24 protein-coding genes and 1 pseudogene are annotated in these 26,318 nt (G+C 62.6%); 9 read left to right on the forward strand and 16 right to left on the reverse strand.

The annotated features are described in order from the left end of the window. Positions 1 to 155: 155 nt before the first annotated feature. Entirely contained in the window at positions 156 to 764 is a 609-nt protein-coding gene (locus tag NLX68_RS24405; protein ID WP_254286170.1) for a dTMP kinase, read from the reverse strand. Between the two features lie 238 nt (positions 765 to 1,002). Here NLX68_RS24405 and NLX68_RS24410 point away from each other — a divergent pair, with 238 nt between their 5' ends. After that, complete coding sequence (locus tag NLX68_RS24410; protein ID WP_254286171.1) at positions 1,003 to 2,034, forward strand: hypothetical protein; 1,032 nt, start codon at positions 1,003 to 1,005, stop codon at positions 2,032 to 2,034. Here NLX68_RS24410 and NLX68_RS24415 read toward each other — a convergent pair. Next, positions 1,961 to 3,127: a hypothetical protein gene (locus NLX68_RS24415; RefSeq protein WP_254286172.1), complete on the reverse strand. Its 1,167-nt coding sequence runs from the start codon at positions 3,125 to 3,127 to the stop codon at positions 1,961 to 1,963. The two genes, NLX68_RS24410 and NLX68_RS24415, sit on opposite strands and share 74 nt — an antisense overlap. 193 nt (positions 3,128 to 3,320) lie before the next feature. After that, complete coding sequence (locus NLX68_RS24420; RefSeq protein WP_254286173.1) at positions 3,321 to 6,311, reverse strand: autotransporter serine protease; 2,991 nt, start codon at positions 6,309 to 6,311, stop codon at positions 3,321 to 3,323. A gap of 375 nt (positions 6,312 to 6,686) precedes the next feature. Between NLX68_RS24420 and NLX68_RS24425 the strand changes: the two genes are divergently transcribed. Both NLX68_RS24425 and NLX68_RS24430 read left to right on the forward strand, forming a co-directional pair. After that, on the forward strand, positions 6,687 to 7,148 hold the full coding sequence (locus NLX68_RS24425; RefSeq protein ID WP_254286174.1) for a GNAT family N-acetyltransferase: 462 nt from the start codon (positions 6,687 to 6,689) through the stop codon (positions 7,146 to 7,148). Positions 7,149 to 7,216: 68 nt separating this feature from the next. Continuing rightward, complete coding sequence (locus tag NLX68_RS24430) at positions 7,217 to 7,942, forward strand: hypothetical protein (protein WP_254286175.1); 726 nt, start codon at positions 7,217 to 7,219, stop codon at positions 7,940 to 7,942. A gap of 21 nt (positions 7,943 to 7,963) precedes the next feature. On the opposite strand, the gene NLX68_RS24435 is transcribed toward NLX68_RS24430, so the two are convergent. Then, positions 7,964 to 8,740 carry an MBL fold metallo-hydrolase gene (locus NLX68_RS24435; RefSeq protein WP_254286176.1) on the reverse strand — a complete coding sequence of 259 codons (777 nt, stop codon included), beginning with the start codon at positions 8,738 to 8,740 and terminating at the stop codon, positions 7,964 to 7,966. Between the two features lie 66 nt (positions 8,741 to 8,806). Continuing rightward, the gene (locus tag NLX68_RS24440) at positions 8,807 to 9,886 is read right to left on the reverse strand and encodes an SDR family oxidoreductase (protein WP_254286177.1); all 1,080 of its coding nucleotides are present in this window, start codon (positions 9,884 to 9,886) and stop codon (positions 8,807 to 8,809) included. Between the two features lie 73 nt (positions 9,887 to 9,959). On the opposite strand from NLX68_RS24440, the gene NLX68_RS24445 reads away from it, so the two are divergent. From NLX68_RS24445 to NLX68_RS24465, 5 genes and pseudogenes are all read left to right on the forward strand, one after another. Beyond that, positions 9,960 to 10,349, forward strand: a complete 390-nt coding sequence (locus NLX68_RS24445; RefSeq protein ID WP_254286178.1) for a MerR family transcriptional regulator — start codon at positions 9,960 to 9,962, stop codon at positions 10,347 to 10,349. A 171-nt stretch (positions 10,350 to 10,520) separates the two neighbouring features. Further along, positions 10,521 to 11,084 (forward strand): histidine phosphatase family protein, encoded by a 564-nt coding sequence (locus NLX68_RS24450; RefSeq protein ID WP_254286179.1) that lies wholly within the window; start codon positions 10,521 to 10,523, stop codon positions 11,082 to 11,084. 13 nt (positions 11,085 to 11,097) lie between these two features. After that, a pseudogene (locus NLX68_RS24455) lies at positions 11,098 to 11,394 on the forward strand (aminotransferase class I/II-fold pyridoxal phosphate-dependent enzyme); the annotation flags it as partial. Between the two features lie 76 nt (positions 11,395 to 11,470). Then, positions 11,471 to 12,043: a GNAT family N-acetyltransferase gene (locus NLX68_RS24460; RefSeq protein WP_254286180.1), complete on the forward strand. Its 573-nt coding sequence runs from the start codon at positions 11,471 to 11,473 to the stop codon at positions 12,041 to 12,043. A gap of 177 nt (positions 12,044 to 12,220) precedes the next feature. After that, positions 12,221 to 13,462, forward strand: a complete 1,242-nt coding sequence (locus NLX68_RS24465) for a DUF4010 domain-containing protein (protein WP_254286181.1) — start codon at positions 12,221 to 12,223, stop codon at positions 13,460 to 13,462. A gap of 1 nt (position 13,463) precedes the next feature. Here NLX68_RS24465 and NLX68_RS24470 read toward each other — a convergent pair whose 3' ends face one another. The 10 genes from NLX68_RS24470 to NLX68_RS24515 form a co-directional block, all read right to left on the reverse strand. After that, complete coding sequence (locus NLX68_RS24470; protein WP_254286182.1) at positions 13,464 to 13,883, reverse strand: YeeE/YedE family protein; 420 nt, start codon at positions 13,881 to 13,883, stop codon at positions 13,464 to 13,466. A gap of 2 nt (positions 13,884 to 13,885) precedes the next feature. Next, positions 13,886 to 14,320 (reverse strand): YeeE/YedE family protein, encoded by a 435-nt coding sequence (locus NLX68_RS24475; RefSeq protein ID WP_254286183.1) that lies wholly within the window; start codon positions 14,318 to 14,320, stop codon positions 13,886 to 13,888. A 285-nt stretch (positions 14,321 to 14,605) separates the two neighbouring features. Continuing rightward, a complete protein-coding gene (locus NLX68_RS24480) occupies positions 14,606 to 16,024 on the reverse strand; it encodes an aldehyde dehydrogenase family protein (protein WP_254286184.1) in 1,419 nt (472 codons plus the stop codon). Between the two features lie 13 nt (positions 16,025 to 16,037). Next, positions 16,038 to 17,078, reverse strand: a complete 1,041-nt coding sequence (locus tag NLX68_RS24485; RefSeq protein ID WP_254286185.1) for a homoserine dehydrogenase — start codon at positions 17,076 to 17,078, stop codon at positions 16,038 to 16,040. 123 nt (positions 17,079 to 17,201) lie between these two features. After that, a complete protein-coding gene (locus NLX68_RS24490) occupies positions 17,202 to 17,639 on the reverse strand; it encodes an Lrp/AsnC family transcriptional regulator (protein ID WP_010220105.1) in 438 nt (145 codons plus the stop codon). Then, on the reverse strand, positions 17,636 to 19,024 hold the full coding sequence (gene thrC, locus NLX68_RS24495) for a threonine synthase (RefSeq protein WP_254286186.1): 1,389 nt from the start codon (positions 19,022 to 19,024) through the stop codon (positions 17,636 to 17,638). The genes NLX68_RS24490 and thrC overlap by 4 nt, the downstream gene beginning before the upstream one ends. 12 nt (positions 19,025 to 19,036) lie before the next feature. Beyond that, the gene (gene gcvA / locus NLX68_RS24500) at positions 19,037 to 19,933 is read right to left on the reverse strand and encodes a transcriptional regulator GcvA (protein WP_010220108.1); all 897 of its coding nucleotides are present in this window, start codon (positions 19,931 to 19,933) and stop codon (positions 19,037 to 19,039) included. A gap of 49 nt (positions 19,934 to 19,982) precedes the next feature. Beyond that, positions 19,983 to 21,422, reverse strand: coding sequence for an amino acid permease (locus NLX68_RS24505; protein ID WP_010220109.1), 1,440 nt, complete (start codon positions 21,420 to 21,422; stop codon positions 19,983 to 19,985). Between the two features lie 135 nt (positions 21,423 to 21,557). Then, the gene (locus NLX68_RS24510; protein WP_254286187.1) at positions 21,558 to 22,817 is read right to left on the reverse strand and encodes a cystathionine gamma-synthase family protein; all 1,260 of its coding nucleotides are present in this window, start codon (positions 22,815 to 22,817) and stop codon (positions 21,558 to 21,560) included. 135 nt (positions 22,818 to 22,952) lie between these two features. After that, complete coding sequence (locus tag NLX68_RS24515; RefSeq protein ID WP_254286188.1) at positions 22,953 to 23,363, reverse strand: hypothetical protein; 411 nt, start codon at positions 23,361 to 23,363, stop codon at positions 22,953 to 22,955. Between the two features lie 278 nt (positions 23,364 to 23,641). On the opposite strand from NLX68_RS24515, the gene NLX68_RS24520 reads away from it, so the two are divergent. Then, a complete protein-coding gene (locus tag NLX68_RS24520; RefSeq protein ID WP_254286189.1) occupies positions 23,642 to 26,026 on the forward strand; it encodes a DUF3772 domain-containing protein in 2,385 nt (794 codons plus the stop codon). A gap of 18 nt (positions 26,027 to 26,044) precedes the next feature. Here NLX68_RS24520 and NLX68_RS24525 read toward each other — a convergent pair whose 3' ends face one another. Then, complete coding sequence (locus NLX68_RS24525) at positions 26,045 to 26,317, reverse strand: PepSY domain-containing protein (RefSeq protein ID WP_254286190.1); 273 nt, start codon at positions 26,315 to 26,317, stop codon at positions 26,045 to 26,047. Position 26,318 lies beyond the last annotated feature (1 nt).

Raw genomic sequence — 26,318 nt, forward strand, 5'->3', positions numbered from 1 at the left:
GCCTGTGGGCGTTGGCTTGCCAGCGATGCAGACACCGCGCATTACCTGGCACCGCGCGCCCACTTGTGAAATTGAGTATTGCTCCATAGCTGCGCACAGGCCCTGTCCGTTTCCCTACCGCTCTGCCTTCCTCAGCGAACTTCGCCTACGGCACATCAAAGCACTGCATAGATTTCAGAAACCACCTGCATCGCTGCGTCTTCGACCGTTCCTTCATTACGGCATAAAACCCACCCGTGATCCGCAACCGCTCGCTCGAACGCCCTGGTACTAGCCACATGTTCCTCCAGCTTGTGCATCACCGTACTGTTCAGCCCACGGGTTCGTGCCGCTGCCCTCGCCCATGAAACTTCAGGGGTGGTGACAACTCCGACATGCAGGTCTGGCACTCGCACGTTGCGATCCATGTTCAACTGTAGAATCTCTGCAAACGGGACCATCCGGCGAAACGCGGCATCGGACGGGTACCAGCGATCGATCAGGATGATGCTGTCCGCTGGCTGTTTGGTCAGCACGTGCTGGGAAATCCAGGTACGGCTATCAGCAAAGCGCTCACACACCCCCAACTCCAGATCCCGGCTGGGATTTCTGACGAGCGTGTTAACCAGGGCCATTGTTTCACCCCGATAAGGGTCGCTTTTTTTCTCGCAGAGTCGGATCACCTTTTTGTTGTCTGCCCGCAGTACTTTCGTCACGGCCTCCAACAGTGTGGTTTTGCCGGTGCCCTTGGGCCCATCGAGAGAAACAAACAGCGGACGATTCATTCTTCAAACAACGCTTGATATATAGTTTTTTGCCCAGTTCGCTCGCTGCACGCGCTTGGCGCGACTACGCGAATCGAGTGGAGGGCCGTGATGAACAGGCAGTGATGAACACTCTACTGGTTTCTGGCTGACAGGTCTCAAAATCTCGGGCTACAGCCGCTTATGAGCATCGCCTCGCCCAAATGAGGCGACAGCAATTATGATGCTTACCCGTCAGACAACTGGAAGTCCGATCCTCATGCTCAAGCCCTTGGCCGTACTGACCCTCGCTTGTGCTTCTGGCTACGCCAACGCCGCGCCCACCGACCTCGCCGGCGTCTGGAAAGGCACCCTCGGCAAGGCCCCGATCACCGCCTGTTTTAACGCCGCCCCCGACAGCAACGGCAGCTACTACTACCAACGCTTCCTCACGCCAATCCAGCTAACCCGGGAAAAGTCCGGCGAACCCTGGGCCGAAGACGGCAAGACCGGGTTCTGGCAACTGGACGCCCTCCAGGGCGAGACGCTGACCGGAACCTGGACCAAGGCCGCAGGCAGCACGCCGTTGCCCTTGGCGCTGACACGGTCAAGTGCCGAAGGCTGTGGTGGCGATGCCTATAACGCGCCAATGGAGGCGGCACCGTTGCCCGTCAAGGTAGAGAAAAATACCTTTGGCGAGCACGCTTATCAGGTCAGGACCCAAGGCGCCCAGGTCATCTTGAAGCTGGAGGGAGATGGCCCAGCCATCCACAAGATCAATCGACAACTGGCACGCCTAGCCGTCAGCCCCGAGGGCCAGCAAGCATTCTTCAGCGAGCGACGTGAATACCTGGGCCGCGACGGCTCCGCCAACACCAGCGAGATCAGCGTTACCCCAACGTACTGGTCGTCCCAGTGGATCACCGTCAAGTTTTACCGCTGGACCGCAGGCTATGGTCGCGGCGGCATCAGTTGGGGCCTGCACACCTGGAACCTGCAGACCGGTGAAAGCGTCGATCCCTGGACCTGGGTCGGTACGCGCTTTGAGTGGTACAGCCCCTTCTCCGGGCATGTCAACCTGCCGAAAAAATTCGCCACCTGGCTCCAGACCCAGGCCACAGCGGACAGCGACTGCCCCGGCGTGGCGAGCTACGAGTCCTACGACCTGAGCTTCGACACCCAGGGCATGCGCCTGGCCAACCAGGCCACCGGCGATGGCTGTGACGTAGACGTGACCTTCAGTTGGAAGCAGGTGGAGCCGCTGCTCTCGGCACAGGGTCGGGCAGCGCTGCCACGCTTGCAGGTGCCGTGAATAACGCCTGGATGTAACCGGCCAGCCGTTCTTCGCGCGGGCCCTGGGACCGATCCTGACTGTTACGGGCCAGGCGCACGGCCTGCTCAACATGGTGCGCCAGGTGGCTGGCATCGCCCGCAAGAGCAGCGCGCAGTGCCAGGCAGCGCGGCCGGAAGCTTGGGGCGTACCAGTCGGTTTCTTCGTTGAACAAATGGTCATGCAGCTCGCGGGCATCGCGCTCAAGCATGGCTCGGGAGAAGGCCAGCTCCGCCCGCAAAATCGCCAGCAGCACCATGCACTGCTTGAGCACCAGGGATGGCGACGCCAACATGGCCTCCAGCTCCTTCCCAAGCGCCACGGCGCCCACCCAATCCGCCTGATTCTGCCGGGCATACAAGCGATAGCCCAGCGCACTCAACGGCGCCGGCATCGGCTGGGTACTCAGGTGATCAAGATCGGCGCCGGGCAAGTCCTCAGCCTGCGCACCCGCAACACCCAAGGCCATCAGGCGCACATTGGCCAGTGCCTGCCCCTGTTCATCAGGCTTGTAGAGCCAGGCCAGAAATACCGCCCCATCACTGACCCGGCCCGGCGCGACCGTGGGCAGCAGATTGGCAAGGCCGGTGGTCAGATTGCACACCCCGAGCGCCAGTACCAGCGCTGCAAACTCGCCGCCCAGCAGCGGATACAACACCAGGCACAGGCCCGCGAGCAACAGGTTGAGCAACGGCCCCATCAGCGTGAAAACCAGCATGGGCCGACGCAATGGCTGGTGCGGGGCATGCGCTGCCATGACATAGCCGGCCAGTGGCTGGCCTTTGCCAAGGCGCGACCAGCGAGCCTTCCAGCCATGCTGCAGCGGCTGAACCTCCAAGGCCAGCACCCGCGCCGCCAGCACCGTCATGCCAACCCATTTGGCGCCCAGGTAATGCCCGCCTTCGTGCACGCAGAGGCTGACCACGCCCAGGATGAAGGCCATGAACATGGCTGAAAACGGCTGCAAACCGACCTTGATGCTCTCGCCAAGGATGAGCGCCGACAGTAAAAAGCCCGCAATGCCGATGATCAGTTGCAGCAGTACCAACAGCCGATGTATTCCTCTGAACAGCATTATCCAGTCCTTGATAAACGGGCCGCGCATTGAAGCACCGGTTCTGGACCGACATCAATGTTCATTCGCAGCCTGCAACGACGCGGCGTTGACGCACGTTCAAGAACAACCTGAACAAGATAGCTCGCGCCCGCGAACCCGTTGCCAGGTCCGCGGGGCGGGTACAACACCTTGCATATCTGTTGCCGGGGCCTCAGAACGCCCAGTCCAGGGTCAGGCCGACCCCGTGGCTCTTGTCGCGACTACCCAGCAGTCCGTTGTAGTCCAGGTTGACCCGGGCCTGGCGACCCAGGGCGATCCCCGCCCGTGCACCGACCACCGCCGCATCGCGATCCAGGGACAGCGCCTGGACCGTGTAGGTATCGCCCTGGCCAGCGAAGGCCAGGTGCTGGTCGGCCCTGGTGGAACTCAAGTTGTGCTGCCAGCCCAGGGTGGCGGAAAGCTCCACCGCCTGGCCGCCGGACAATTGCAGTTGCTTGCCGGCGCGCATGCCCAGGGTCGAGAGCCAGGCATCCCGGTTATCCTGCCCACCCTTGAGCGCAGCAGCGCCGCCATGTTCCTTGAAGCTGTCGCTGGCTATATGCACGTAGGCCAGGTTGGCGAACGGCTCCAGCGCCATGCTCGGCAGTGCGACCTTCCAGGCGGCCTCGCCGAACACCTGAGTGCTCTGGGCATCGCGCTTGCTCTTCTGGCGATCGGTGACCTCGTTGTACTGCAGCTCGCGCTTGGTCTCGATCCGGTGCCAGCTGTGGCTGCCGCCCAGGCTCAGGCGCATCTGCTCCAGTTCCTTGCCGGCATAGGCACCCAGATGGTAGCTATCGACGCTGGCCGAGGAATGACGACCATCGCCCATGCTCAGCGAACTGTCGCTGTAGCCGGTGAAGACCCCGACGCGGGTGTCCTCGCTCATCTGCCCGTCGATCCCCAGCAACATGCCGCCAATGGAACTGCTATAGCGCGCCCGAGCGGAATCACCCTCGGCCTTGCCCCAGGCCCCCAGGGCCTTGACCCACAGGCCGTTGCCCTGGCCTTCCACGGCCGGCGCGGCGGCGACGCCCTGCTGGCGGGTACGCTCGCCCACGGCGTCGCGCAACTGGCGGCTGTCGTTGAGCAGCAGGTTGCCCACCGCCGGGTGGATTTCCCCGGACAGTTGATCGAAAGCCTGCTGGGCGCTGCCGGCATTGGCCGACAACAGCAGGCTCTCGTAGACCGGGTTGCCCGCGCCGAGCTGATCGGCGGCCGCGGCCACCGAACGCTGGTTGGCGGTCAAGCCGACACTGGCGAAAGAAGTGGCGTTACGCTGCACCGCCAGCTGCACCCCGCTGCCGGTATAGGCCAAGCCACCACCGAGGAACAGTGAGTTGGACTGCACATTGGCGAAACCGCCCTGCACGCCGCCCGCGGCATCCAGGATGTCGAACTGACGCCCCACCAGGCTGGTTGTCCGCTGGGACTGCAGCGAAACCCCGGGGTTCTGCAGATCCAGGGCCAGGTTCGCACCGCCCAGGGAAACCTTGCCATCGCTGACCAGGCGGTCGCTGCCAGCGGCATCCACCTCCACGGCATAGGTCGAGCCCGGCTGGTAGGTCACGTCGGAACTCACGTGCAAGGTGCCGATGGAGTTGCCTGGCGCCACCACGCCGCCGGCGTTGGCCACCAGCGCGCCGATCCGGCCATTGCCGCCCAGGGTACCGCCTGCGTTGACCGTCACCGCCGATTGCAGGTTGCCGTTGACCACCAGCAACCCGCCATCGACCCGGGTCGGGCCGCGGTAGCTGCTGTCACCCGTGAGCACCAGCCAGCCGGCCCCGGACTTGACCAGACTGCCCTGGTAGACCCGCTGCGCGGCAGCCGCGTCCCGGGCCATGCCCAGGGCATAGTCGCTGCGATCCTGCTGGCTGGCTCCCGGTGCCAGGCCATTCTCCCAGCCGCGATCCTTGAGGGTCTGCTGCCAGGCTTGGCGTTCCGCGGCGTCCTCGGCCTGACGCTGCACCAGGGCCTGGTCGGAGATGCCGTTGCTCCAGATATCGCCCAGCCCGCGCCCCAGGTTGACGTCGAACTCACCCAGTAACTGCCCGGGGCCGTGCAACGCCCGGCCTAGGTCCGGGACGCCCCAGCCCACCCGGTCGCTGGGCCCCTGGGTCGGCGAGCCATCGAGCTGGCGCGAGGTGGTCAGCAGCACTTGCAGGGCCTGCTGGTTGTTCAGGTAGGGATAACGTTCCATGACCAGGGCCAAGGCCCCGGTGGCATGGGGCGCGGCCATCGAGGTGCCATTGTAGGTGGCGTAGCCGCCACCGGGCACGGTACTGGTGATCGCCGCACCCGGGGTCGCCAGGCACCAGTACTTGGCGATGCCGCACTGGTTGTATTTCTGCTGGTTGTTCTTGTCCAGGCCCGACACCGCCAGCCAGTGGCCTTCCAGCTCCGGCTGGAAGTACGGCAGCGCCGAGCGCACGCTGGCATTGGCATAACCGCTGTTGCCGGCGCTGAACACGTTGATCACGCCACGGCGCGCCACGTCGCCGGCGGCGTCGAGCCAGGTGTCCTGCTGGAAATGCTGGGCGTAGGCCGCGCGCAAGTCGCCCAGGGTCTGGTAGCTAACACCCTTGGGCTGGCTGCCCCAGCTGTTGTTGATGGCCCGTACCCCGGCATCCACCAGGGCACCGTAGACCGCCTTGAAATACCTCGGATCGGGGCCGGTGCCGAACTGGAAACTGTCGTTGTGGTTGGTGTTGCCCACGTAAACCTGGGCATTGAAGGCCACGCCCTGCATGCCAACGCCATCACGAGCCGCGCCCATGGTGCCGGTGACATGGGTGCCATGCCTGTCGTTGGCGCCATTGAGCACCCCGGACACACTGAACGGGGTGCCGTCCAGGTACTGGCCGGTGGCGGTAACCGAGTGAAAACGTCCGGGGCTGGCCTCGGGATGGGCGGCATCGAACCCTGAGTCCAGGGCGCCGATGCTGACCCCGGCGCCGGTGATCCCGGCGGCATAGGCCTGGCTCGCCTGCATGCGCTCCAGGCCCCAGTCCTGCTGGTATTCGGCCGACCGCCAGCTGGCGGGGTCGCCCGGGCGGCCAGTCTCCTGATAGGCCGCCGCAGCCGACAGCGGCAGGCCGGTGGCGAACGCCAGGCACAGGGTGCCCGTCAGCGTCTTGAGCTGATCAGATCTCACATCCATGTCGATGACTTCTCTTGTTTTTGTTGTCGGATCGCCCGTCCTGGGTCGACCAGTGTGTCGCTGCATTGCTCGGCCGCAAGCCTGCGGCTGCAAATATTGCTCCCACGTCAAATATTTGTGCAACACCTACCGTGCACGAGCGTTCAACCTAGAGCTGGAACAGCATACAAACGCTCGCGGTGGCGATTCGAACAGGAAGCGCAGCGCAAAGAGTACACTTGTACTCCGTGCGAACAACTGGATAGCGCTCTCCCCCTTCACTCGCCCCAGCTGGCCTTAACGGATCAACAGATTGCTAACGAATTCGGAAGTAAGAAGGTATGGACTGGCATTTTTTACACTCACACCGCACTATCCGTTTTTTTGGAGCTTCATATGCATATCATCGAATGCAGCCTCAAGGAGGTGGAACAGGCCGCCGTTCTGTTCAACCAATACCGGGTCTTTTATGAACTGCCGGACGATCTGGAGAAGTCCCACGATTTCCTCCAATCAAACCTGCAAAACAACCTCTCGCGACTATTCCTCGTCCTCGACAACGAGCAAAACCCCGTAGCCTTCGCTCAGATTTACCCAGCCATGTGCTCCCTGGCAATGAAGCGCTTCTACTGGCTCTACGACCTCTTCGTCGCCCCGCATGCGAGAAAAGCCGGCTACGCCCGTCATCTCATGAACCACCTGACCACCCTCCTCGGCGCCGAAGGCGCGGACCGCATCAGCCTGGACACCGCTACCTCGAACAAGGCCGCGCAAGCCCTGTACGAGTCACTGGGCTATCAACGGGAAGGCGAATTCGTGACTTACCACCAATACCTCGGAAACACCGCCCCCCATTGACGCTGTCGAGCCGTGACAGGTTCGGCCCGCCATCCCCAACGCCAGCAAGCACCGAGGCACCGCAGTCGATGGACCCGACGCACATCCAGGCCCTTCAACAACTACGCAGCGTGCTCCCCATCAGCCTGCGCCACGCCCAGGCCCTGCTGGAACGCTGTGCAGGCAACCCCCATCGGGCCGCCGAGCGCTACAAAACCGAACTGCTGCAGGTGCTGGTGGACAAGTCCGGGCTGCCAGCCGATCAAGCCCAGGCGCATCTGCACAACGCAGGCTATGACCTGAACCGCGCCTTGAGCGCGGTAGAGCAAGCGCGCTTCACCCTGACCCAGCGCATCCTGCGCACACATCACCAGGACAAGGCCCGGGCCCTGGACCTGATCGCCCAGGCGCTAGAAACCGCCGAGCAACTGCCGCGCCAGTACTGGCTGGCCTTCGAGCGGCTGGAGCAACTGGCCCCGGCACCGCGTTGCTTCATGGTGCTCCACGAGTGGCTGGCCTTTGAGGACTGGGAAGGCTTTGACAGTGCCCTGCACTTTCATCTGCCGCAGGCCACCGCCCAACTCAGGCACCTGCAACTGGATGCCCTGGCGGACACCCTGGAACAGGCCGATCAGCGCCAGCAACAGCTACGGGCAGCCCATGCCGAGTGCGAAAGCCCCATCGAACTGGCCGTGCGGGTCAATCAGGATCCGTTGTTCAACACCTGCCAGGACAGCTTCAACCAGCAGCGGCCGCGGCTCGAGGAACGCCTGTACGAGTGGGTGGAGCGATATATAGAGCAGTTTCCAGCCTGAGCGGCGAGTTCGCTTCAGGGGTCACTGGATATCTAACGCCTCGCCATCATCTGGGATAGACAGCCGGCCCATGACGCCCGCCCGGATCGCGGCCGCCCTTAGCTCATCACGGGATACGGGACAATGATTGAGGGCTTGCAAATGGTTGGCGATGACCTGGCCAGCCACCGATCGTGTGAACGCGATGACCTCTTCAACGCCCATGATTATCTCGCTGCCGACATCCAGGCAGGCACCGCCGGCGGGGACGACCGAAACCGCGGGTTGCTGGCGCGCCACGAACTGTCGTACCTGGTCGGTGAGTACCGTATCGCCGGCCAGATAGAGGCTGGGCTCACCCACCATCTCTATGAAGTAACCGACACCATGCGCCATGAATCGACCGACCAGTCCCCGTCCATGGGTGCACCGCACAGTCCTGATCCTGCCGCCGAGAAAGGGCTGTGGGCAGTGATGGTTGTCTGGCAAGGGGGCAACGTTCAACCCGCGCCGGGCGAGGTATCTGCCATCATGCGGTGTACAGACAACAGGGATTTGTCTTTCCCGCAGCCAGCGTATTGCGGCTCGATCCAGATGATCGAAGTGGCCTTTCTGGCAATGCGTTATCAAGCAGTGCGTGACCGTTTCAAGCAGCGCCTGCGCAGTCGCCGGTAACGATACCGTTGGATTGCGTTGCCGGTTGCTGAAAAACTTTAGTGGCGGATGAGCCCCCTGCTCTCCCAGCATCGGATCGACCAAGACCCGCCAAGGGCCAACTTCAACAATGATCGTTGCATTTCTGAGTTGATGAATCCGCATCACGTATCTCTGTGAAATTCCATTTAGTCGGGTCGGAGGGCTTTCTCCTCCTCCCCGGCCAAGAAGTCATCGTGCCCTGGCCTTGCCCAGGAAATGCGCATTGACGAACGTCGCGGTGTGTTGCAGCGCTTCGCGGATATCCGGTTTGGCAATGCCATGCCTGCCAGCAAATTGCTCGACCGCCGCGGTATCAAAACGGGTGGTCTGGATAAAGTCCAAGGCCTCGACGTTTGTATTCAACAACCGCGCAATCGGAGGAACGCTGAGTAGCAACTTCATCAGTCGCAGCGGCATGTGATGCTTCGGCGCTTTCACGCCAAGCGGGTGTGCCACCTGGGCCAGGAGTTCTCGCAAATTGGGCGTCTGGTCATCAAGCGCCAGCAGTTCCTGACCCGCCATGGCGGGATCAAAAGCACAGGCCGCCACCAGTTCGACCAGGTAATCCACGCTGACCAACGGCAGCCAGTGCTCGGGGGTACCCGGTACTGCCGACAGCTTTCCTTGCACCAGGTTGCGTATCAGCTCCATCAGGGGCTGCCCCTCAAGGATGTGTCCGGTGCGGCTGTGGCCGCAGACTGTCGTAGGGTGGACAACCGTAATCTCCCCGCCCTGGGCCGCCATAACCTGCAGGGTCGCAAAATACGCCTCCAGCTTGCTTGCCTCGTAACCACCGACCTGGCGGTAAACGGCGGGCCAGTTGGTCAGCTCTGGACGACGGGGATCAATACCGATGTTGCGCAGATGCTGGTGATTCTTCAGCATGTAGCCGCCGATCAACACCAACCGGCTGTTTTGTTCAGCGGCCAACAGCGCCACCTGCCTCGCCCCCTCGACGTTCACTGCCCGTGACTGTTGCAGCGAAAGCCCCCACGCGAACTGGACACCCAGATGAAACACGATGCGGGCACCTCTTAGCACGGCTCGGTCGACATTACTCAGGCCAAGGTTATCCCGCTGCAGATCGCCAGATACGGCGAACACCTGGGCGGCGTTCCCCCCCAGCTTGGCGACGTGCTCACGCAATGCGGCCAGTTGCTCCGGGCGCCGCATCAAGACCCGAACCGTGTGCCCTTGTGCACTCAAGTGCGCTACCAGATGCTGACCGATAAAGCCGGTACCCCCTGTGACAAAGCACTCCACGCTCATTTTCCTGCTCCTTGGTAAGGTGAGAAATCAAGCGTAAACTATCGACCCAACTCTACAGTCAAGCGGTGTTTTCATGAGAATCGGCGAACTCGAGAGCCGCAGCGGCGCAAGTCGACATACGCTGCGTTACTACGAACAGATCGGTCTGATTTCAGCACAGCGACGAACCAACAACTATCGCGTTTACACCGAGCAAACCCTGCAGGATCTGGACTTTATCCAGCGCGCACAGAGCATGGGGTTTTCCCTCGGGGAAATTGGCGAGATTCTCGATGCGCAGCGCAACAAGCTGATCGATTGTGCGGCCGGCGCGAAGCTGATTGAAAAGAAGATGGCAGAGATCAAACAGAAAATCGTCAGCCTCCAGAATATTTATCGGTATCTCGATGAGGAGCGCATCAACCTTGAACGCAGTGCCGCCGAGCAAATTGAGCTGCAGAAGCTGAACAGCTCTCCCAGCTGAACGGTCTGCATTCAGAAACTCGTAGGTAACGCCTTCTTCCGGCTTCAAGCCACCTTAGGCATTCCTGAAAGCCTCTAGCCTGGCCCTGTGCATTGTCCTACAATCCGCCCAAATCGCGGATTGGCAGCATCCTGCGAACTCACGCAAGAGCAAATCAAGGATTGGAGCACAGTGGATAGGGAAATAATCTTGATGCGTCATGGTCAGCCAGACCTGGCCACCTCCGGCAAGATTTCAGCGCTCGAGATGCAGCGCTGGATCGAGCAGTACGAACGCTCCGAAGTCAAAAACCAGCCCGCACCACAGGTTAGCGTTGAGCTGGCGGCTACCGCCAAAGTGATTGTCTCAAGTACTGCGCCCCGGGCACTGACCTCCGTGCGAGCGCTGGGCTTGCAGCCCATTCTGGTCGACGCGATTTTCTGCGAGGCGCAATTGCCTCATGGACGCTGGAAGCTGCCGCGTCTTTCACCCTTTACCTGGGCATTCATTCTTCGTGTCTTATGGTTGTGCGGTTTCTCAGGCAAGGTTGAGTCTGCCCGTAAGGCCAAACTGCGGGCTAACCAAGCAGCGCAACGACTTCAATCCCTTGCTGATGAAGGGCCCGTACTACTGCTTGGCCACGGAATCATGAATCAGCTGATCGCCAAGCAGTTGGAAGCTGCCGGCTGGGTTCGCCAACAGCGCAATGGCAATAGCTACTGGAGCGCCACGGCCTATCGCATGAGGCAAGCATAAGTTCGCTGGCATGCCGGGGATCCATTGCGCAACGCCGGATGCTGCCATCTATGCCTTTGCCAGCTGCGCGGCGCTGATCGGCAAGACCACCCCGGCTGGCCGTTATCTGGCCAGTGATGAAGACGTGGCGCTGGCCTTGCTGGAAGAGGCGCAGGTTGCCGTGGTGCATGGCAGCGCCTTCGGCCTTGGACCTTACTTGCGCATTGCCTACGCCCTGGACGCCCCATCGCTGCTCACAGCGTGCGCGGCGATGGGGCGGTTCTGCCGAGCGTTCATAAGGCAGTCGTCGGTGCATCTTCACTTGACGTAAATCAAACACGCAGGTTGTGACAGGTGTAGACAAGAGGGGTGCTTACCAACCTTTCGATCGCTTCGGAGTAAACCCCATGGCACCCGTTCAGCCCTCTGCGCAAACACCCTCCACCCCCGCCTTTGCGCCTGTACAAGGCGAACACTGGATCGAGGCGCTAAAGGAAGGTGGACATGTCCTCATCAGGCCTTTGCGTGCCGAGGATCGCGAGCGAGAAAAAGCCTTCATCATGCGCCTTTCACCAGAGTCGCGGCACTTTCGCTTTTTGTCGCAAATCACAGAGCCGGGGCAAGCGATGCTGGATCAGTTGATGACCATCGACATGCGTCAGCATGTGGCGTATGTGGCGTTGGCACACGTCAATGGCGAACTCCTGGAGGTTGGTATCAGTCGCTATGCAGCCAGCCCGGAAGCGGATGAGTGTGAATGTGCGGTGACCGTTGATGATCAATGGAAGCATCGCGGCCTGGGGTCACTGCTGCTTGGCCACCTCATCGACAAAGCGCGGGCGAACGGCTACACCACCCTGTTCTCGATCGACTCGGCGGCAAATACGGCGATGCGCGATCTGGCTCGCGAGTTTGGTTTCTCGACCGTGCGTGACCCCAGCGATGCGTGCCAGGTTATCCATCGGCTTTCATTGCTGTGATGAGCGTTGCCAGGCAGTAGTTGTCGGGCTGCGGGTGTTACGGCTGAGCGTGCGCCGGTAGCGGGTAAGTCAACGCTACGGTGAAGGCCCGGCGACAACGCTATAATCCGGGAAGGACTGCAGCTGAACCCAAGCTGTTAGCACGCCTGCCCTCCCCTGTGCCTCGATGCCGTCATCATGCTTGAAGCCCTGGACATTACGCATCTCGCTGCAGCCTTGGGCATAGGAATGCTGGTTGGCCTTGAGCGTGAACGCAAGAAAGGCCGCAGCGAGCATCGCGCATTTGCCGGCCTCAGGACCTTTGCCATCACCTCGGTGCTGGGCTACGTCTGCATGGCCGTCGCGGGGGCGATGTTAGTGGCGGTCATGAGTATCGCGCTGGCACTCATCATTGCCGTCGCCTACTGGAAACACTCTGGCAAGGATCCAGGCATCACCAGTGAAATCGCCCTGCTGTTCGTCTTGCTACTCGGTGCCTTGTGTCATGAGCAGCCAGAATTGGCGATCGCCATCGGCGTGGTGCTTACGGTTGTTTTGGCGCTCAGGCAAGAACTGCACCGTTTTGCCCTCCAGCAATTGACCGAAACCGAAGTTCGCGACGGGTTGATCCTGCTGACTGGGGCATTGGTCATCCTGCCCTTGACGCCCGATCGCTTCTTCGGCCCGTTTGGCGCCATCAATCCGCGCACCATCTGTACCCTGACCGTGCTGCTGATGGGGGCCGGGGCATTGGGCCATATTGCCATGCGCATGGTGGGCGCGCGCTATGGCTATACCTTGAGTGCCATTGCATCAGGATTTGCTTCTGGTTCGGCGACCATCGCCCTGATGGGGCATTTAGCCCGAAATGAACAATCATCTGTCAAAGCGCTCAGCGCCGCAGCGCTGTTTTCCAACCTGGCGACTGTTGCCTTGCTCGGCCTGGTGCTGGGGGCGGTCGACCCGGCGTACGTGGGGGCGTTATGGGCGCCGATGCTGTTGGCGGCGTTGACGACAGTGGTCTGTGGTTCCCTGCTGCTAGCCCCCTGGAATCCTTCGCTTGTGCCGGCCGCAAGCAAGGTTGGGGACGGCGCTTTCAATCTCAAGGTCGCCCTTGTGGTCACGGCGGCAGTGACCGGCATCACCTTGCTCTCATCGGCGCTTCTAGCCAGCCTTGGACACAAAGGTGTACTGATCGCCGCGTTGGTGAGCGGCCTGGCCGATGCGCATGCGACAGCAGCGTCGATCGCCTCGGTGGTGAAGTCAGGGCAACTGCCAGTGGCAGACATCGCGATCCCCGCACTGACGGCCATGAGCAGCAATACGCTGACCAAGTGCGTGCTGGCCTGGACCAGCGGTGGGCCCAGGTTCGGCGCTTATGTCATTGTTGGACAGCTGCTGATTATCACCTCGATGTGGGCAGGCCTGCTGTTGCAGTAGATCAGCGCGTACGCCGGCTTTCCAGCGCATTGAAAAGCACCATGCCCACCAGCATCGCGAGCACAAAAATAATGATTTGCCAGTGGCCGCTCAGTAACAGCGCCAGTGATGGCCCAGGGCAAATACCGGCAATCCCCCAACCGATGCCAAACAGCAGGCTGCCGCCCACCAACCTGCGGTCCAGGGTCCGCGACGTGGGCATGCACATCGGCGCGCCTAGCAGCGAGCGTGTTTGTTTGCGGCCCCATTGCATGGGTATCAAGCCAATCCCGATCGCACCGAGCATGACCATCCCAAGTGATGGATCCCATTGCCCGGCCAGATCCAGAAAACCCAGCACCTTGGCCGGGTTGACCATGCCCGACAGCAACAGGCCAAGGCCAAACAGGACACCGCAAATAAAGGCCATAAGCCGTAGCATGATCAGGCTCCAAGCAGGTGACGAACAATGAACACCACAGCAAAGCCTGCGGACATGAAACACAGCGTGGCCAGCAGTGAACGAGGCGCTAGCCGCGCCACGCCGCAGACACCGTGCCCGCTGGTGCAACCGGCGGCGTAGCGGGTACCCACCCCAACCAATAGGCCGGCCACCAGCAAGCCAAGCCAACCGGTCTCAAACTGCACAACCGGCCCCTCGGCGAACAACCCCCACAGCAAGAGCGATAGCACCACCCCGAGGAGGAACAGCGCTTTCTCCCCTCTGCCTTCGCCGTGTTTTTCCAGAAGGCTGCCGAGCATCCCGCTGATACCCGCCACGCGCCCATTCAAGAGCATGAACAGATTGGCCGCGCCACCGATCAACAGACCGCCTAGCAATGCCGTCCAGGGGGTGAAGTTGATCCAATCGATGGTCATGCGCATTCCTCTCTGCCAATTAGAAACAAGGCGGCCGCCACACGCTCAATCCACCCATGTGCCTGGCGCTTGGCTAGCATACGCTTGAGCATAGATCCAAACACATCCAAAACCGCAGGCACGCTCAAGAACGCCCCGCCCTGCTGCTTTGGCCATCTTCAGACTCCGTTAAGAATTGCCCCGGATACTCCTGCCATTACTCATTGTGGATTGCCTCGCCGGGCAGGCCCGCTTGCACAACCGTGACGTTGGCGGCCTGCGGGTTACCCTGGCGTTCTGACGGGCCTAGCCGGGCTGGTTGATGCACACGACCTTGGGCTGGGTCATGTCCTCGTAAGCAAACCGTACCCCCTCGCGGCCCAGGCTGCCGTACTTGAAGCCACCAAACGGCATGGCGTCGAAGCGATAGTCCGACGAGTCATTGATCATCACCCCTCCGGCTTGTAGCTGGCGGGCCAGTTGCAAGGCTTTGGACAGGTCGCGGGTGAACAGGCCGGCATGCAGGCTGTACTCCGGCGCGTTGGCCAGGGCGACGGCATCCTCCAGCACATCGAACGGTTCGAGGATCACCACCGGCGCGAACACTTCCTGCTGCCAGATCCGGCTGTCGTGGCTCACCTGTTCAAGCACCGTCGGCGCATAGCTTGACCCCTGGCGCAGGTGCCCGCACAGCAACTGAGCGCCCTCAGCCAGCGCTTCATTGACCAACTGCTCGGTGCGCCGCGCCGCGTGCTCGCTGACCATCGGGCCGACATCGGTTTCCCGCTTGGCCGGATCACCCAGCACCAGGGCACGCGACAAGGCGACAAAGCGCTCGCGAAACGCCGGGTAGATCGAGCGCTGTACAAGAATGCGCTGGGTGCCGATGCAGTTTTGTCCCGCCGCCCAGAACGCCCCGGACACACAGGACTCTACCGTCGGTGCCAGGTCGCAATCGTCCAGCACCAGTACCGGGGCATTGCCGCCCAGGTCCATGGCGAGTTTTTTCAAGCCGGCGCTGCGGGCGATGGCCTCACCTGTGGCAAAGCCGCCGGTGAAGGAAATCATCCGCACCTCGCGCAGCTCGACCAGGGCCTGGCCCAACTCGACGCCACCGGTGGCAACGGTGACCACCGAGGCAGGCAAGCCGGCCTGGACCAGGCACTCCACCAACTTCAAGGCCGACAGCGGCGCCAGCTCCGAAGGTTTGAGGATCACCGCGTTACCACCGGCAATCGCCGGGCCCAGTTTGTGCGCGACCAGGTTGAGTGGGTCGTTGTAGGGGGTAATGGCAACGATCAGCCCCAAGGGTTCGCGGCTGAACCACCCCTGACGCGACTCGGAACCCTCGTAGGCGTCGAACGGCAGCACCTCGCCGGCGTTGCGCCGCGCCTCTTCGGCAGACAGCTTCAGGGTGTTGACGCAGCGTTTGACTTCCTTCTCGGCCTGGCGCAGGGTCTTGCCCGCTTCGGCGACGATCAGCCCGGCAAAGGCGTGCGCCTGTTCCTCGACGCGCCGGGCCGCCGTTTCCAGCACCCGTGCCCGGGCATGCCGAGGCATGGCCGCACTCTCGCGTACGCCCAGGCGGGCACGTTCGAGAATGCCAGGCACGGCGTTGGCATCAAGGTTGGCAACACTGCCGACCCGGCGACCATCGAAGGGGCTGAACACATCGATCTGCTTGGCATCGACCAACTTGACGCTGACTTGCTTGGATACGCTCATGGTGGTACTCCGCTTACTGACGGTCGGTGGTATGCAGGGCGATGATGTCCGACAGCAAGGCGAAGGCGGTTTCGATCCGCCCTGCCCCCGGGCCTGACACCGTCACTGTACCCACCAGCGCGGTGTTGAAGGACACGGCATTGGTCGCGCCGTTGATGGCCGCCAGCGGATGGGCAGCAGGCAACAACCGGGCCTCGACACTGGCGCGAATCGAACCATCCGCCTCGCGCTGCGCCGCCCCGATCAGTTTCCAGCAGTGACCGCTCTCGCTCGCCTGGGCGATATCGTGGGCAGTGATTGCGCTGATGCCGGAACAGGCAACGTCGCTGACCCGCAGCTGCGCGTTGAGCAGTTCGTTGGCCAGGATCACCACCTTCAGGCGCACGTCGTAGCCCTCTACATCGGCGCTGGGGTCAGCCTCGGCATAGCCCAGTTGCTGCGCCTGGGCGACCGCCGCGTCGAAGCTCAGGCCCTCTTTCATGCGCGTCAGCACGTAGTTGGAGGTACCGTTGAGAATGCCCTCGAAACCTTGAATCTCGGCACCCGCCAGGGCTTGCCGGGCCAGGCGGATCACCGGCGTGCCGCTCATGACCGCACCTTCATACTCAAAGGCCACATTGTTACGCCGGGCCAGGGCCTTGAGCTCGCTGCCGTGCAGGGCGATCGGGCCCTTGTTGGTGGTCACCACATGAATGCCGCTTTCCAGTGCCCAGCGGCAGAAGGTGGCAGCCGGCTCGCCGTCGACCGGGTTGGTGAAGGTGGCCTCAGCGACGATGTCGGCGCCGGACTGCTTGATCACGGTCTCGTTGAAGGCCTCGGCAGTACCGCCCGGCAGCCTTGCGAAGGCACCCTTTTCGGCCGGCAGCGCAACCAGTTGCCCGGCATCCAGGCCATTGCGATCAACGATGGAGCCAAGGAACAGGTCGGTGACGCCGACGATCTTCAGGCTCAAGCCCAGGGCGGCTTGCCAGGCCGCATTGCGCTCGGCAATCAATTGGGCCAGGCCCCGGTTCACCCCACCAAAACCCACCAGTGCAATTTTATATTCAGTCATGACAGCTCTCGTCTCAGGCGTTGTTTGATGGAACCAGCCTAAGAGGTCGGCCTGGGCAGTTGAATAGGGCAAAGTGCTGTATTCGTTGGTCAATCTGCACCGCGACGAGCAGCTGTGCCGCGCCTAGTGCTCGGCAGACAGCACGAACGAAGTCACGGTGTTTTCAACGCCGGCCATGGCGGCGATTTCTTTCCAGACCCGGTGCACACGTTCGGGGGATGCCGCGTTGACGCGCAGCATCAGGTCGAACTCACCGCTGAGCACCTCGCACTGGACGATCTCGGGGATTGAGCGCAACCCGGCCAGCACCTCTTCACCGCGCATGCGGTCATGGCGGTAGACGAAGATCACCGCGCTGATCATCGAGGCCGCCCGCCGCGAATCACCCAGGCGCAGCGTATACCCCTGGATCGCACCGTCGCGCTCCAGGCGTTCGATACGCTGGCGCACGGCATTGCGCGACAGGTTGACCTTGGCGCCGAGCTCGGCATGGGCAATGCGCGCATTGGCGCTGAGCTCGGCCAGGATGCGTTCGTCCAGCGGGTCGAGGATGCGCTTCATGCGCCCTCCTGTTGGCTCGCGCACAAGGCCTGGCGCAGGCCCGCCAGGTCCCCCGGCAGCAGGTACGGTGGTCGCGCCAGGGCCTCGGGCGGCGCGGCCACGCTGTCGCGCCAGGCGCCCAGCTCCGCCAGCAGCGCCGCTGATCTGGCCGGGGCGATTTGCCCCAGGGTGACCATTGGCGCCCCCAGGCTGCGCCGGTGCAGGCGCCCTGCCAGGGCACCGACGGCGGTATGCGGGTCGACCGCCGCGCCGGTTTCATGGAACAGCTTGAGCACTTCTTCGCGCACCTGTGCCTCCTCGACCGCGTGGGAGTCGAACAGCACGCGGGCGCGAAGCCATTGAGGATTGCCGATACTCAGTTCGCCGCACGCTTCAAAATGCTCCATCAACGACCTGACCGCAGCGCCGTCGTGTTCATACAGTTCCCAGATAAAGCGCTCCAGGTTGGAGTACAGCGAGAAGTCCATGGCCGGCGCCAGTGTCCGGTTGCTCTGGCGCATGGAGTAGCGGTTACGCTGGATAAAATGATGCAGGGCATCGTTGCTGTTGGTCGAAACGATCACCTGATTGATCGGCAAGCCCATTTTCTGCGCGATGAAGCCTGCGTAGATCTCGGCAAAGCTGGCCGCCGGCACACTGAAGGCGACAGGACGGGTGCCGCCGCCCAGTTGCAAGGCGGCATGGAAGTAATAAACGATCTGCGCCAGCACGCCGACCCAGTTGCTGGAGTTGAAGCACACCGGTATCAGCCCGGGCAATGGCCAGTCGCGCAGCAGGCGCGACAGCAGGGTCTGGCAATCGTCAAAACTGCCCTCCACCGCCAGCAACTGCACCTGCTCCGGGTTTGCCCGCTGCAGGGCGTGCAGCTGTTGCGCCGGCACCCCGTGACGCGGGTACAGCACCGCCAGGCGCGTGCCTGGGTAGGCGGCGAATGCCTCGATGGCAGCAAGCCCGGTATCGCCGTTGGTGGCACCGACCACCAGCGCCCTGGCGCCAAGCTCCTGGAGAAAATGCGCCGCCAGGCGCGCAAGCAGCTGCGCGGCAAAGTCCTTGGAAGACTGGGTCGGGCCGTGAAACAACTCAAGAATCCATTCGTTGTGGCCAATTTGCTGAAGCGGCGTAATGGCGCGGTGGCCGAAGTCGCGGTAGCTGTCGCTGAGCAACGCCCGTAAGGTACCTTCGTCCAGGGACTCGCCAACGAACGGCGACACCACACGCCAGACCAACTCATCGAACGGCAGCCAGGACCAACTGGCAATCTGCTCCTGGGTGAACACTGGAACCGTTTGCGGGACATACAGCCCGCCGTCAGTGGCCAGCCCCGAGAGGACCACGCTGCGAAAATCCGCCGCGGGCGCTGCGCCCCGTGTGCTTACATAGTGCATGTTCACTCCAGATCAGTACGACAAATGACGATGCGCTTGCGCCACCAACCAGGTGGAGAACGCCGCGGCATCGGCTGACAACGCCTCGCCTTGGGCGCGCACCAGATAAAAGGATTCGCTGGCTTCTATGCGGTAATCGAAGGGGGCGACCAGTTGCCCGGCCTTGAGCTGATCTTCCACCAGCGACGACCGCGCCAGGGCCACGCCCTGGCCCAGTTCCGCCATGCGCAAGGTCGAGACCAGGGTGTCGAACTGCAGGCCGCGGGAGTAATCCACCTCATCGGCACCGACCCGTTTCAACCAATAGCCCCAACCTTCTTCGTAGCCCAGTACATGCAGCAAGGCATGCCGGGCCAGGTCGCGAGGTTGATGGATCGGTGACTGGGCCATCAGCGCCGGTGAGCACACCGGCTGCAGCACATCCCAGGTCAGGCGCTGGGCAATCAGCCCGGGCCAGCTGCCACAGCCCCAGCGAATCTCCAGGTCGTCCTCGCCATCGGGCGCCTTGACCCAGAGGTTGCTGATAAAACGGATGTCGATGTGCGGGTATTCGCGACAAAACTCCGCCAGCCGCGGCGCCAACCAGTACTGAAGAAAACTCAGGCTGCCGCGCACCTTCAGCGGCCGGCGGTGGTGCTGGCCGAAGATCTCATTGGTACCCACTGCCAGGCGGCTGATGGCGTCCTGCACCACGGGCAGGTACGACTGCCCTTCTTCGGTCAGGCCCAGGCCACGCGGCAGGCGCTTGAACAGCGCCACCCCCAGGTGCCCTTCAAGCTGGCGAATCTGCTGGCTCACCGCGCCTTGGGTCAGAAACAGCTCTTCTGCCGCATGGGTGAAGTTCAGGTGGCGCGCCGAGACCTCGAACGCCCTCAGCCAGTTCAGCGGCGGTAGGGATTTTTGACTCATCAAGGCAACCTCATCGGCAATTATCGGCGCTCACTATGGCCCCGGCCGCTCATGCCGCGCCAGCAGAACCCTTGACTGCAGCGCTGATGCCCAGGCGTTGTTCACGCTTCTTGCGCGTGACCCAGTAGACGAAATAGCACCAGGCAATGAACGGCAGGCCGAAGTACAGGGCGATTCGCTGGGCCGGGTCGAAGGCAATGCCGACGCACGCCAGCAAGCAGCACAGCAAGGCGCCAAGCGGCACCCAAGGGTAGCCACGCACGCGAAAGTGCAGATCTTCCACCCGGCCGCCGCCGGCGATGTACTGCCGCCGGAAGGCCATCTGGCTGGCGGCAATGCTCATCCACACCACCACGACCGCAAGCCCGGAGATCGAGACCAGGGCCAGGTACACGGTGTCCGGGGCAAGCACGCTGCTGAGCAACGAGGCCAGCGCCCCGGCCATGCTCAGGATGATCGCGTTGACCGGCGTACCGCGCTGGGACAGGCGCGCATAGCACTTGGGCATGTGGCCCTGGTCGCTCAAGGTCCAGAGCATCCTCGATGCGGCGTACAGGCCGGAGTTGGCGGCAGACAGCAAGGCGGTGATGATCACGAAGTTCATGATGTCCGCCGAATAGGGAATGCCGATCAGCTCGAACACCACCACGAACGGGCTTTCCACCAGGCCGGCCTGCTCGCGCGGCAGCAGCGTGGCGAGGACGAAGATCGTGCCGACAAAAAACAGCGCCAGGCGCAGGATAGTGGTGCGAATGGCCTTGGGCACGCTGGTTTGCGGGTCCTGGGCTTCACCGGCGGCAATCCCGATCAGCTCGGTGCCGGAGAAGGCGAACGACACCGCCAGCAGGGTCATGGCAATCGGCAAGAATCCGGTCGGGAACAGCCCTTCGCGGGTGAAGTTGCCAAGGCCAACACCCTGTAGCTGCTGAACCTCGAAGACCCCGCAGATGGCCCCGCCGCCGATGACGATGAAGGTCAGCACGGTGATGACCTTGATCAGCGACAGCCAGAACTCGGTTTCGGCAAACAGGCGCACCGACACCACATTGCTGACGAACACGGCGATGGCAAACAGCGCACTCCAGCTCCATACCGGTGTGTCCGGGAACCAGCGCACCATGAGGATCCCCGCCGCAGTGAACTCCGAACCGATTGCCACGGCCCAGGTCAGCCAGTACAGCCAGGCCACGGTATAGCCGGTGCCGGGGCCCAGGTAGCGGGTGGCGTAACTGCTGAACGAGCCGGTTTCCGGCATTTGTACCGCCAGCTCGCCCAGGCAGACCATCACCAGGTAGACCATGACGGCGCCAATGATGTAGGCAATCACCGCGCCGAGCGGCCCTGCCTGGTTAACCGTGTAGCCGGTGGTCAGAAACAGGCCGGTGCCGATGACGCCACCCAGGGCCAGCATGACGATGTGACGGGTCTGCATCTGCTTGTGAAACTCGGCCCCGCACGCGGGCTGGCCTTCTTTGAGCTGAGTCTGCATTTTTCTTGTTCTCATGAAAGGGACATTCGCTGCCACCCCGGACGGGGCAGCAGGCGTTGAATGGCCGTCAGGTTTTATTGTTTTGAATTTTCATGAAGAGACCGAGCGACGGTTAGATCGAACGTCTTCGCTCAACTAGGCTTCAACTCCGGGGCACTGAGCCTGCGGCTGTACCGGTTTACCCTGGCCTTGCTCGCGGCGCACCGCAGCAAAGGCATTGCGCAAGTCGGCCAGCAGGTCGTCGGTATCTTCGATACCGACAGAAATGCGTACCAGCCCTTCCGAGATGCCCAGGGCCTGGCGCTCCTCCAGGGTGTTTTCCACATGGCTGGTGGTGCGCGCCGGCCCGTAGATGGTCTCGACCGCGCCCAGGTTACCGGCGCGGTGGGCGTACTTGAGGTGTGGCAGCAGACGCACCACCGTTTCCATGCCACCCTTGAGCACAAAGCTGACGATCGCCCCAAAGCCGCGCATCTGCGCACAGGCAATGGCGTGCCCCGGATGCTGGGCCAGCCCCGGATAATTCACCGACTCCACCAGCGCTTCGCTGCACAGGTACTCGGCCAGCACCTGCGCGCTGGCCTGTTGCTGACGGACACGCAAGGCCAGGGTCTTGATGCCACGGATGATCAGGTAGGCCGAGAACGGGTCCAGCGCGGCGCCGTTGATCTCGCGATAATGGCGGACCTGGGCCATCAGCAGTTCGGCGCCGCAGACGACGCCACCCAGCACATCGCCGTGGCCGGAAAGGAACTTGGTAGCGCTGTGCACCACCACGTCGACGCCAAGCGCCAGGGGGTTCTGGTTCAGCGGCGTGGCAAAGGTGTTGTCGGCCACCACCAGCGCCCCGACACGCTTGGCGGCTGCGGCCAGGCGCTGGATATCGAGGACCTTGAGGGTCGGGTTGGTCGGCGTTTCCAGGTACAGCAGCGCGCATCCACGCGCAACTTCGCGCTCGATGGCCTGGGTATCGAGGGTGTCGACCAGCGTCACCTCAACGCCCATGCGTGGCAGGAACTCTTCGAAAATCTTGTTGGTACCGCCATAGCTGTCGCGGGTCGACACCACGCGCTGGCCCTGGCGCAGGAAGCTGTGCAACACGCCGCTGATCGCTGCCATCCCGGAGCTGAACGCCACCGCCGCTTCGGCCGCCTCCAGTTCGCAGAGCTTGTCTTCCAGCACGCAGACCGTGGGGTTGCTCATGCGGCTGTAGATAAAGCCCGGCGCCTTGCCCAGCGCCACGTCATACCAGGCATCGATGTCCTGATAGCCATAGGCGGCGCTCAACACAATGGGCGTCTGAGTAGCGTTGTAGGGGTGCCCGCCCTGCTCGCCACCCCACACCACCCGGGTTCCGGATCCTGCGCCCTGATCGAGCTTTGTCTTGTTGTTCATAGTGGTCTCGCATCGAAGAAGCACCGCAGTGCTCCGATTGGGGATGCGAGGACTATAGGGAAGCCCGGTCAGGCTGAAAAACGATCTAATCCGGGCCTGAGGCACGGTTTTTTTAATGGCTGGCGGCCCCTGGATTCAGACCGGGGCGCGGGTGCTGTGCTGGTAGTGGTGGCTGATGCCGATGTCGTCGCGGTCGAGCGGGCAGTCCAGCTCCAGCACCAGGCCGCCGGGCAGGCTGACAAAGACCTGGCAGACACGTTCTTGCGGCAACACCGCGACCTGGTACGGCAAGTCGCTGGCACGCACCCGCTCAAGCACGGCCGACGCGGGATGCGCGGTGCGCAAGGCCAGGTGGTTGAAGCGCGTGTGCTTACCTTCGATCAGGTGCACCAGCGCCTGGCCACCCTGGTACAACCAGTGCCCGGGGAACGGAAACGCCGGCCTCGGCCCAGGCTCGACGCCCAGCAAGGTTTGCAGCGCAGCCTGAAGATCGCCATCGGCGGATGTGTTGAACGCTAAGTGATCGAACTGGAAATCAAGGGACATGCTGAGCACCTCGCAAGGCCTGGGACGGATGTCGAGATGATCGTTTATTGAAAGCCCCTGATAAACGGGGCTCAAAGGACATGACTTATTAATAGTTTTTACAAGCTGGCGTGGTGGCCATGGCGAACGCCGTGGTGGCGGTTGAACGGCGCTCTCATACCCGCAAGCCCTCTCAGCAGCGCCAATGAGTGCTTTCCCTCAGCCGATGCCCCGCGCAAATACCTTGTAATGACCTACCCTCAAAAGCTGGGAGATCAATCACCGAACCGGGCATTACCATGCGCAATGCTTTTAAGATCATCGGCATCATTGCCCTCGCCCTGCTGCAACTGAGTGCCCTTGGCCAGGCCGCCGAACCACCCGCGCCTGCAACGGCCACGGCTGCCGCGCCGGCCGTCAAGGTGACGCAGAACGACCTGCAAGCCTTGCAACTGCGCCTGGACAGCCTCAAGCAGCAGATTTCCCAAGCCAACAACTACAACCAGCTCGAAGGCCCGCAGGATCGACTGCAGGCGCTGATCGTCGATATCGACCGCCTGTCCACTGCGCTATTACCTGAACAGGCGCAGTTGCGCGCGCAGTTGGAGGTGCTGGGCCCGGCGCAGGTCGACGCCCCGGTAGCGGGCACCTCGGACATTGCCGCGCAACGCACGGCACTCACCGAACAGAAGGACAGCCTGGATGCCACCCTCACCACCCTGGCGGCACTGAAGGAAAGTGCCACCAACCTGCTGACGCAAATTGCCGGCATTCGCCGCACCATGCTCGAAAGCGAACTGACCCTGAGCACCCACAGCCTGCTCAACCCGGCATTCTGGTTGCCGGTGTTCAACCCCTTGCCCGACGACCGCCAGCGCCTGCAGGCGTTCTTCGCTGAGCTTGGCAGCACCGCCGGGGCCGTCTGGCAACCCGGCCAGCGCGTCTCCACCGTGGTGCTGGTGTTGCTCGCCCTGTTGGTCTGGACCCTGGGCCGCCGGCTGGTGGAGCGCTGGCTGGCCTGGGCCTGCATGAACCGCGTGCCCGAGGGCCGCTTGCGCCGCAGCTCGCTGGCCCTGGCCTCGGTACTGGCAACCCTGCTGGCCACCGGCGTTGCCCTGGAGTTGCTGTTTTACGCCTGCACCCGCCACCTGCCGTTGCCTGCCATGCTGGCGACATTCTCGGAGGAATTCGAAAAGCTCGCGTATACCTGTGTGCTGATCACAGGGTTGAGCCGGGCGTTGCTGTCGACCCAGCATCCCTCCTGGCGGCTACCAGACATCGCCGACCCGGTGGCCCTGGCCTTGCAGCCGTTTGCCCGCTGGCTGGCCAGCGCCCTGCTGGTGCTGGTGACCCTGGTGCAGATTTGCAACGCCGCCGGCATGAGCAACCCGCTGGTCATTGCCGGGCGCGGCATCGCCGCCTCGGTGATCACCGGCCTGATCATCGCCCTGCTGGTACGCACCAGCAGCACCCGCCGGGCGATGGCTGCCGCCGGTGACGCGCCGGAAGCCGCCTCGACCATGGCCGGGGTGATCTACACCATCGCCAGCATCGCCATGCTCACCTCGGTGATTGCCCTGCTCACCGGCTATGTGTCGCTGGCGCGCTTTGTCACCTATGAAGTGGTGTGGGTGTTTATCCTGCTGGCCGGTTTCTACCTGCTGATGCAGGTGTTCAAGGACGGCTGCGAATACCTGTTCTCGCCCAGGCAGGCCAGCGGCAAGGCGCTCAAGGAACTGCTGGGCATCGGTGACCGGCGCCTGGATCAGATCGAGACCCTGATTTGCGGTTTCGGTCGGGCTGGGTTGTTGTTGCTGGCGGTCATCACCCTGTTCGTCGGTGGTATCGGGACCACCCTCGGCCAACTGATCAGCAACATCGCCGCGTTTCTCAGCGGCGCCGGCTTGCGCCAGTTCAACATCATTCCGGGGCACCTGTTCAATGCGGTGCTGGCCCTGGTGCTGGGCATCTACCTGATCCGCACCCTGCGCCGCTGGCTGGATAACGAGTTCCTGCCCAAGACCGACATGGACCCGGGCATGTGCGCCTCGCTCAGCACCCTGTTCGCCAACATCGGCTATGCCCTGGTGATCCTTCTGACCCTGTCGTCACTGGGGGTCAAATGGACCAACCTGGCCTGGATCGTCAGCGCGCTGTCGGTGGGCATCGGTTTCGGTCTGCAGGAGATCGTCAAGAACTTCGTCTCCGGCCTGATCCTGCTCACCGAGCGCCCGGTCAAGGTTGGCGACCTGATCAGCATCAGCGGGGTCGAGGGCGACATCCGCCGCATCAACGTACGCGCCACCGAGATCCAGCTGAGCGACCGCTCGATCGTCATCGTGCCCAACTCACAGCTGATCTCACAGAACCTGCGCAACGTCACCCTCGGCGGCAGTGCCCAGGGGGTGGCGACCCTGGAGCTGGTGTTCCCCCTGGACATCGACCCCGAGCAGGTGCAGACCCTGCTCTACGACACCTACCTGGAACACGAGACGATCCTCGACAAACCTGCACCGTTCGTACGCTTCAGTAACCTCACCGCAGAGGGCATCACCTTGAAGGTCACCGGCTACGTCAGCAGCCCGCGCATTGTCGCCACGACCAAGAGCGACCTGTTGTTCGAGATTCTCAAGCGTCTGGCGGCGGCGGGCATCCAACTGGCCAAACCGGCGGCTACAACCTGAGCTACACACAGCCCAGGATCAGTACTCCCTCTCATCCTTGGTGATCTTGCCGCTGTTGGCATCGACGTTGAACTCATACTGCATCCCGTCTTGCTTGATGCCCTCGCCCTCCCAGTGGTCCTCTTCGGCCTCAATCTTGATGATCCTGGTGTAGCCGGCGGCTTTGAGGGTCGCCTCGGCTTCGGCCTGGTCGACTTTCCAGTCGTCGCCAGGCTGCTGGGCCCACACTGGCGTGGCGGCCATTGCGCCGAGCAGGGCCAGGCCGGCAAACATCGTGGTCAGCGGTTTCATC

It is taken from the genome of Pseudomonas sp. SBB6, assembly GCF_024213215.1.
GTDB classification, from domain to species: Bacteria; Pseudomonadota; Gammaproteobacteria; order Pseudomonadales; family Pseudomonadaceae; genus Aquipseudomonas; species Aquipseudomonas donghuensis.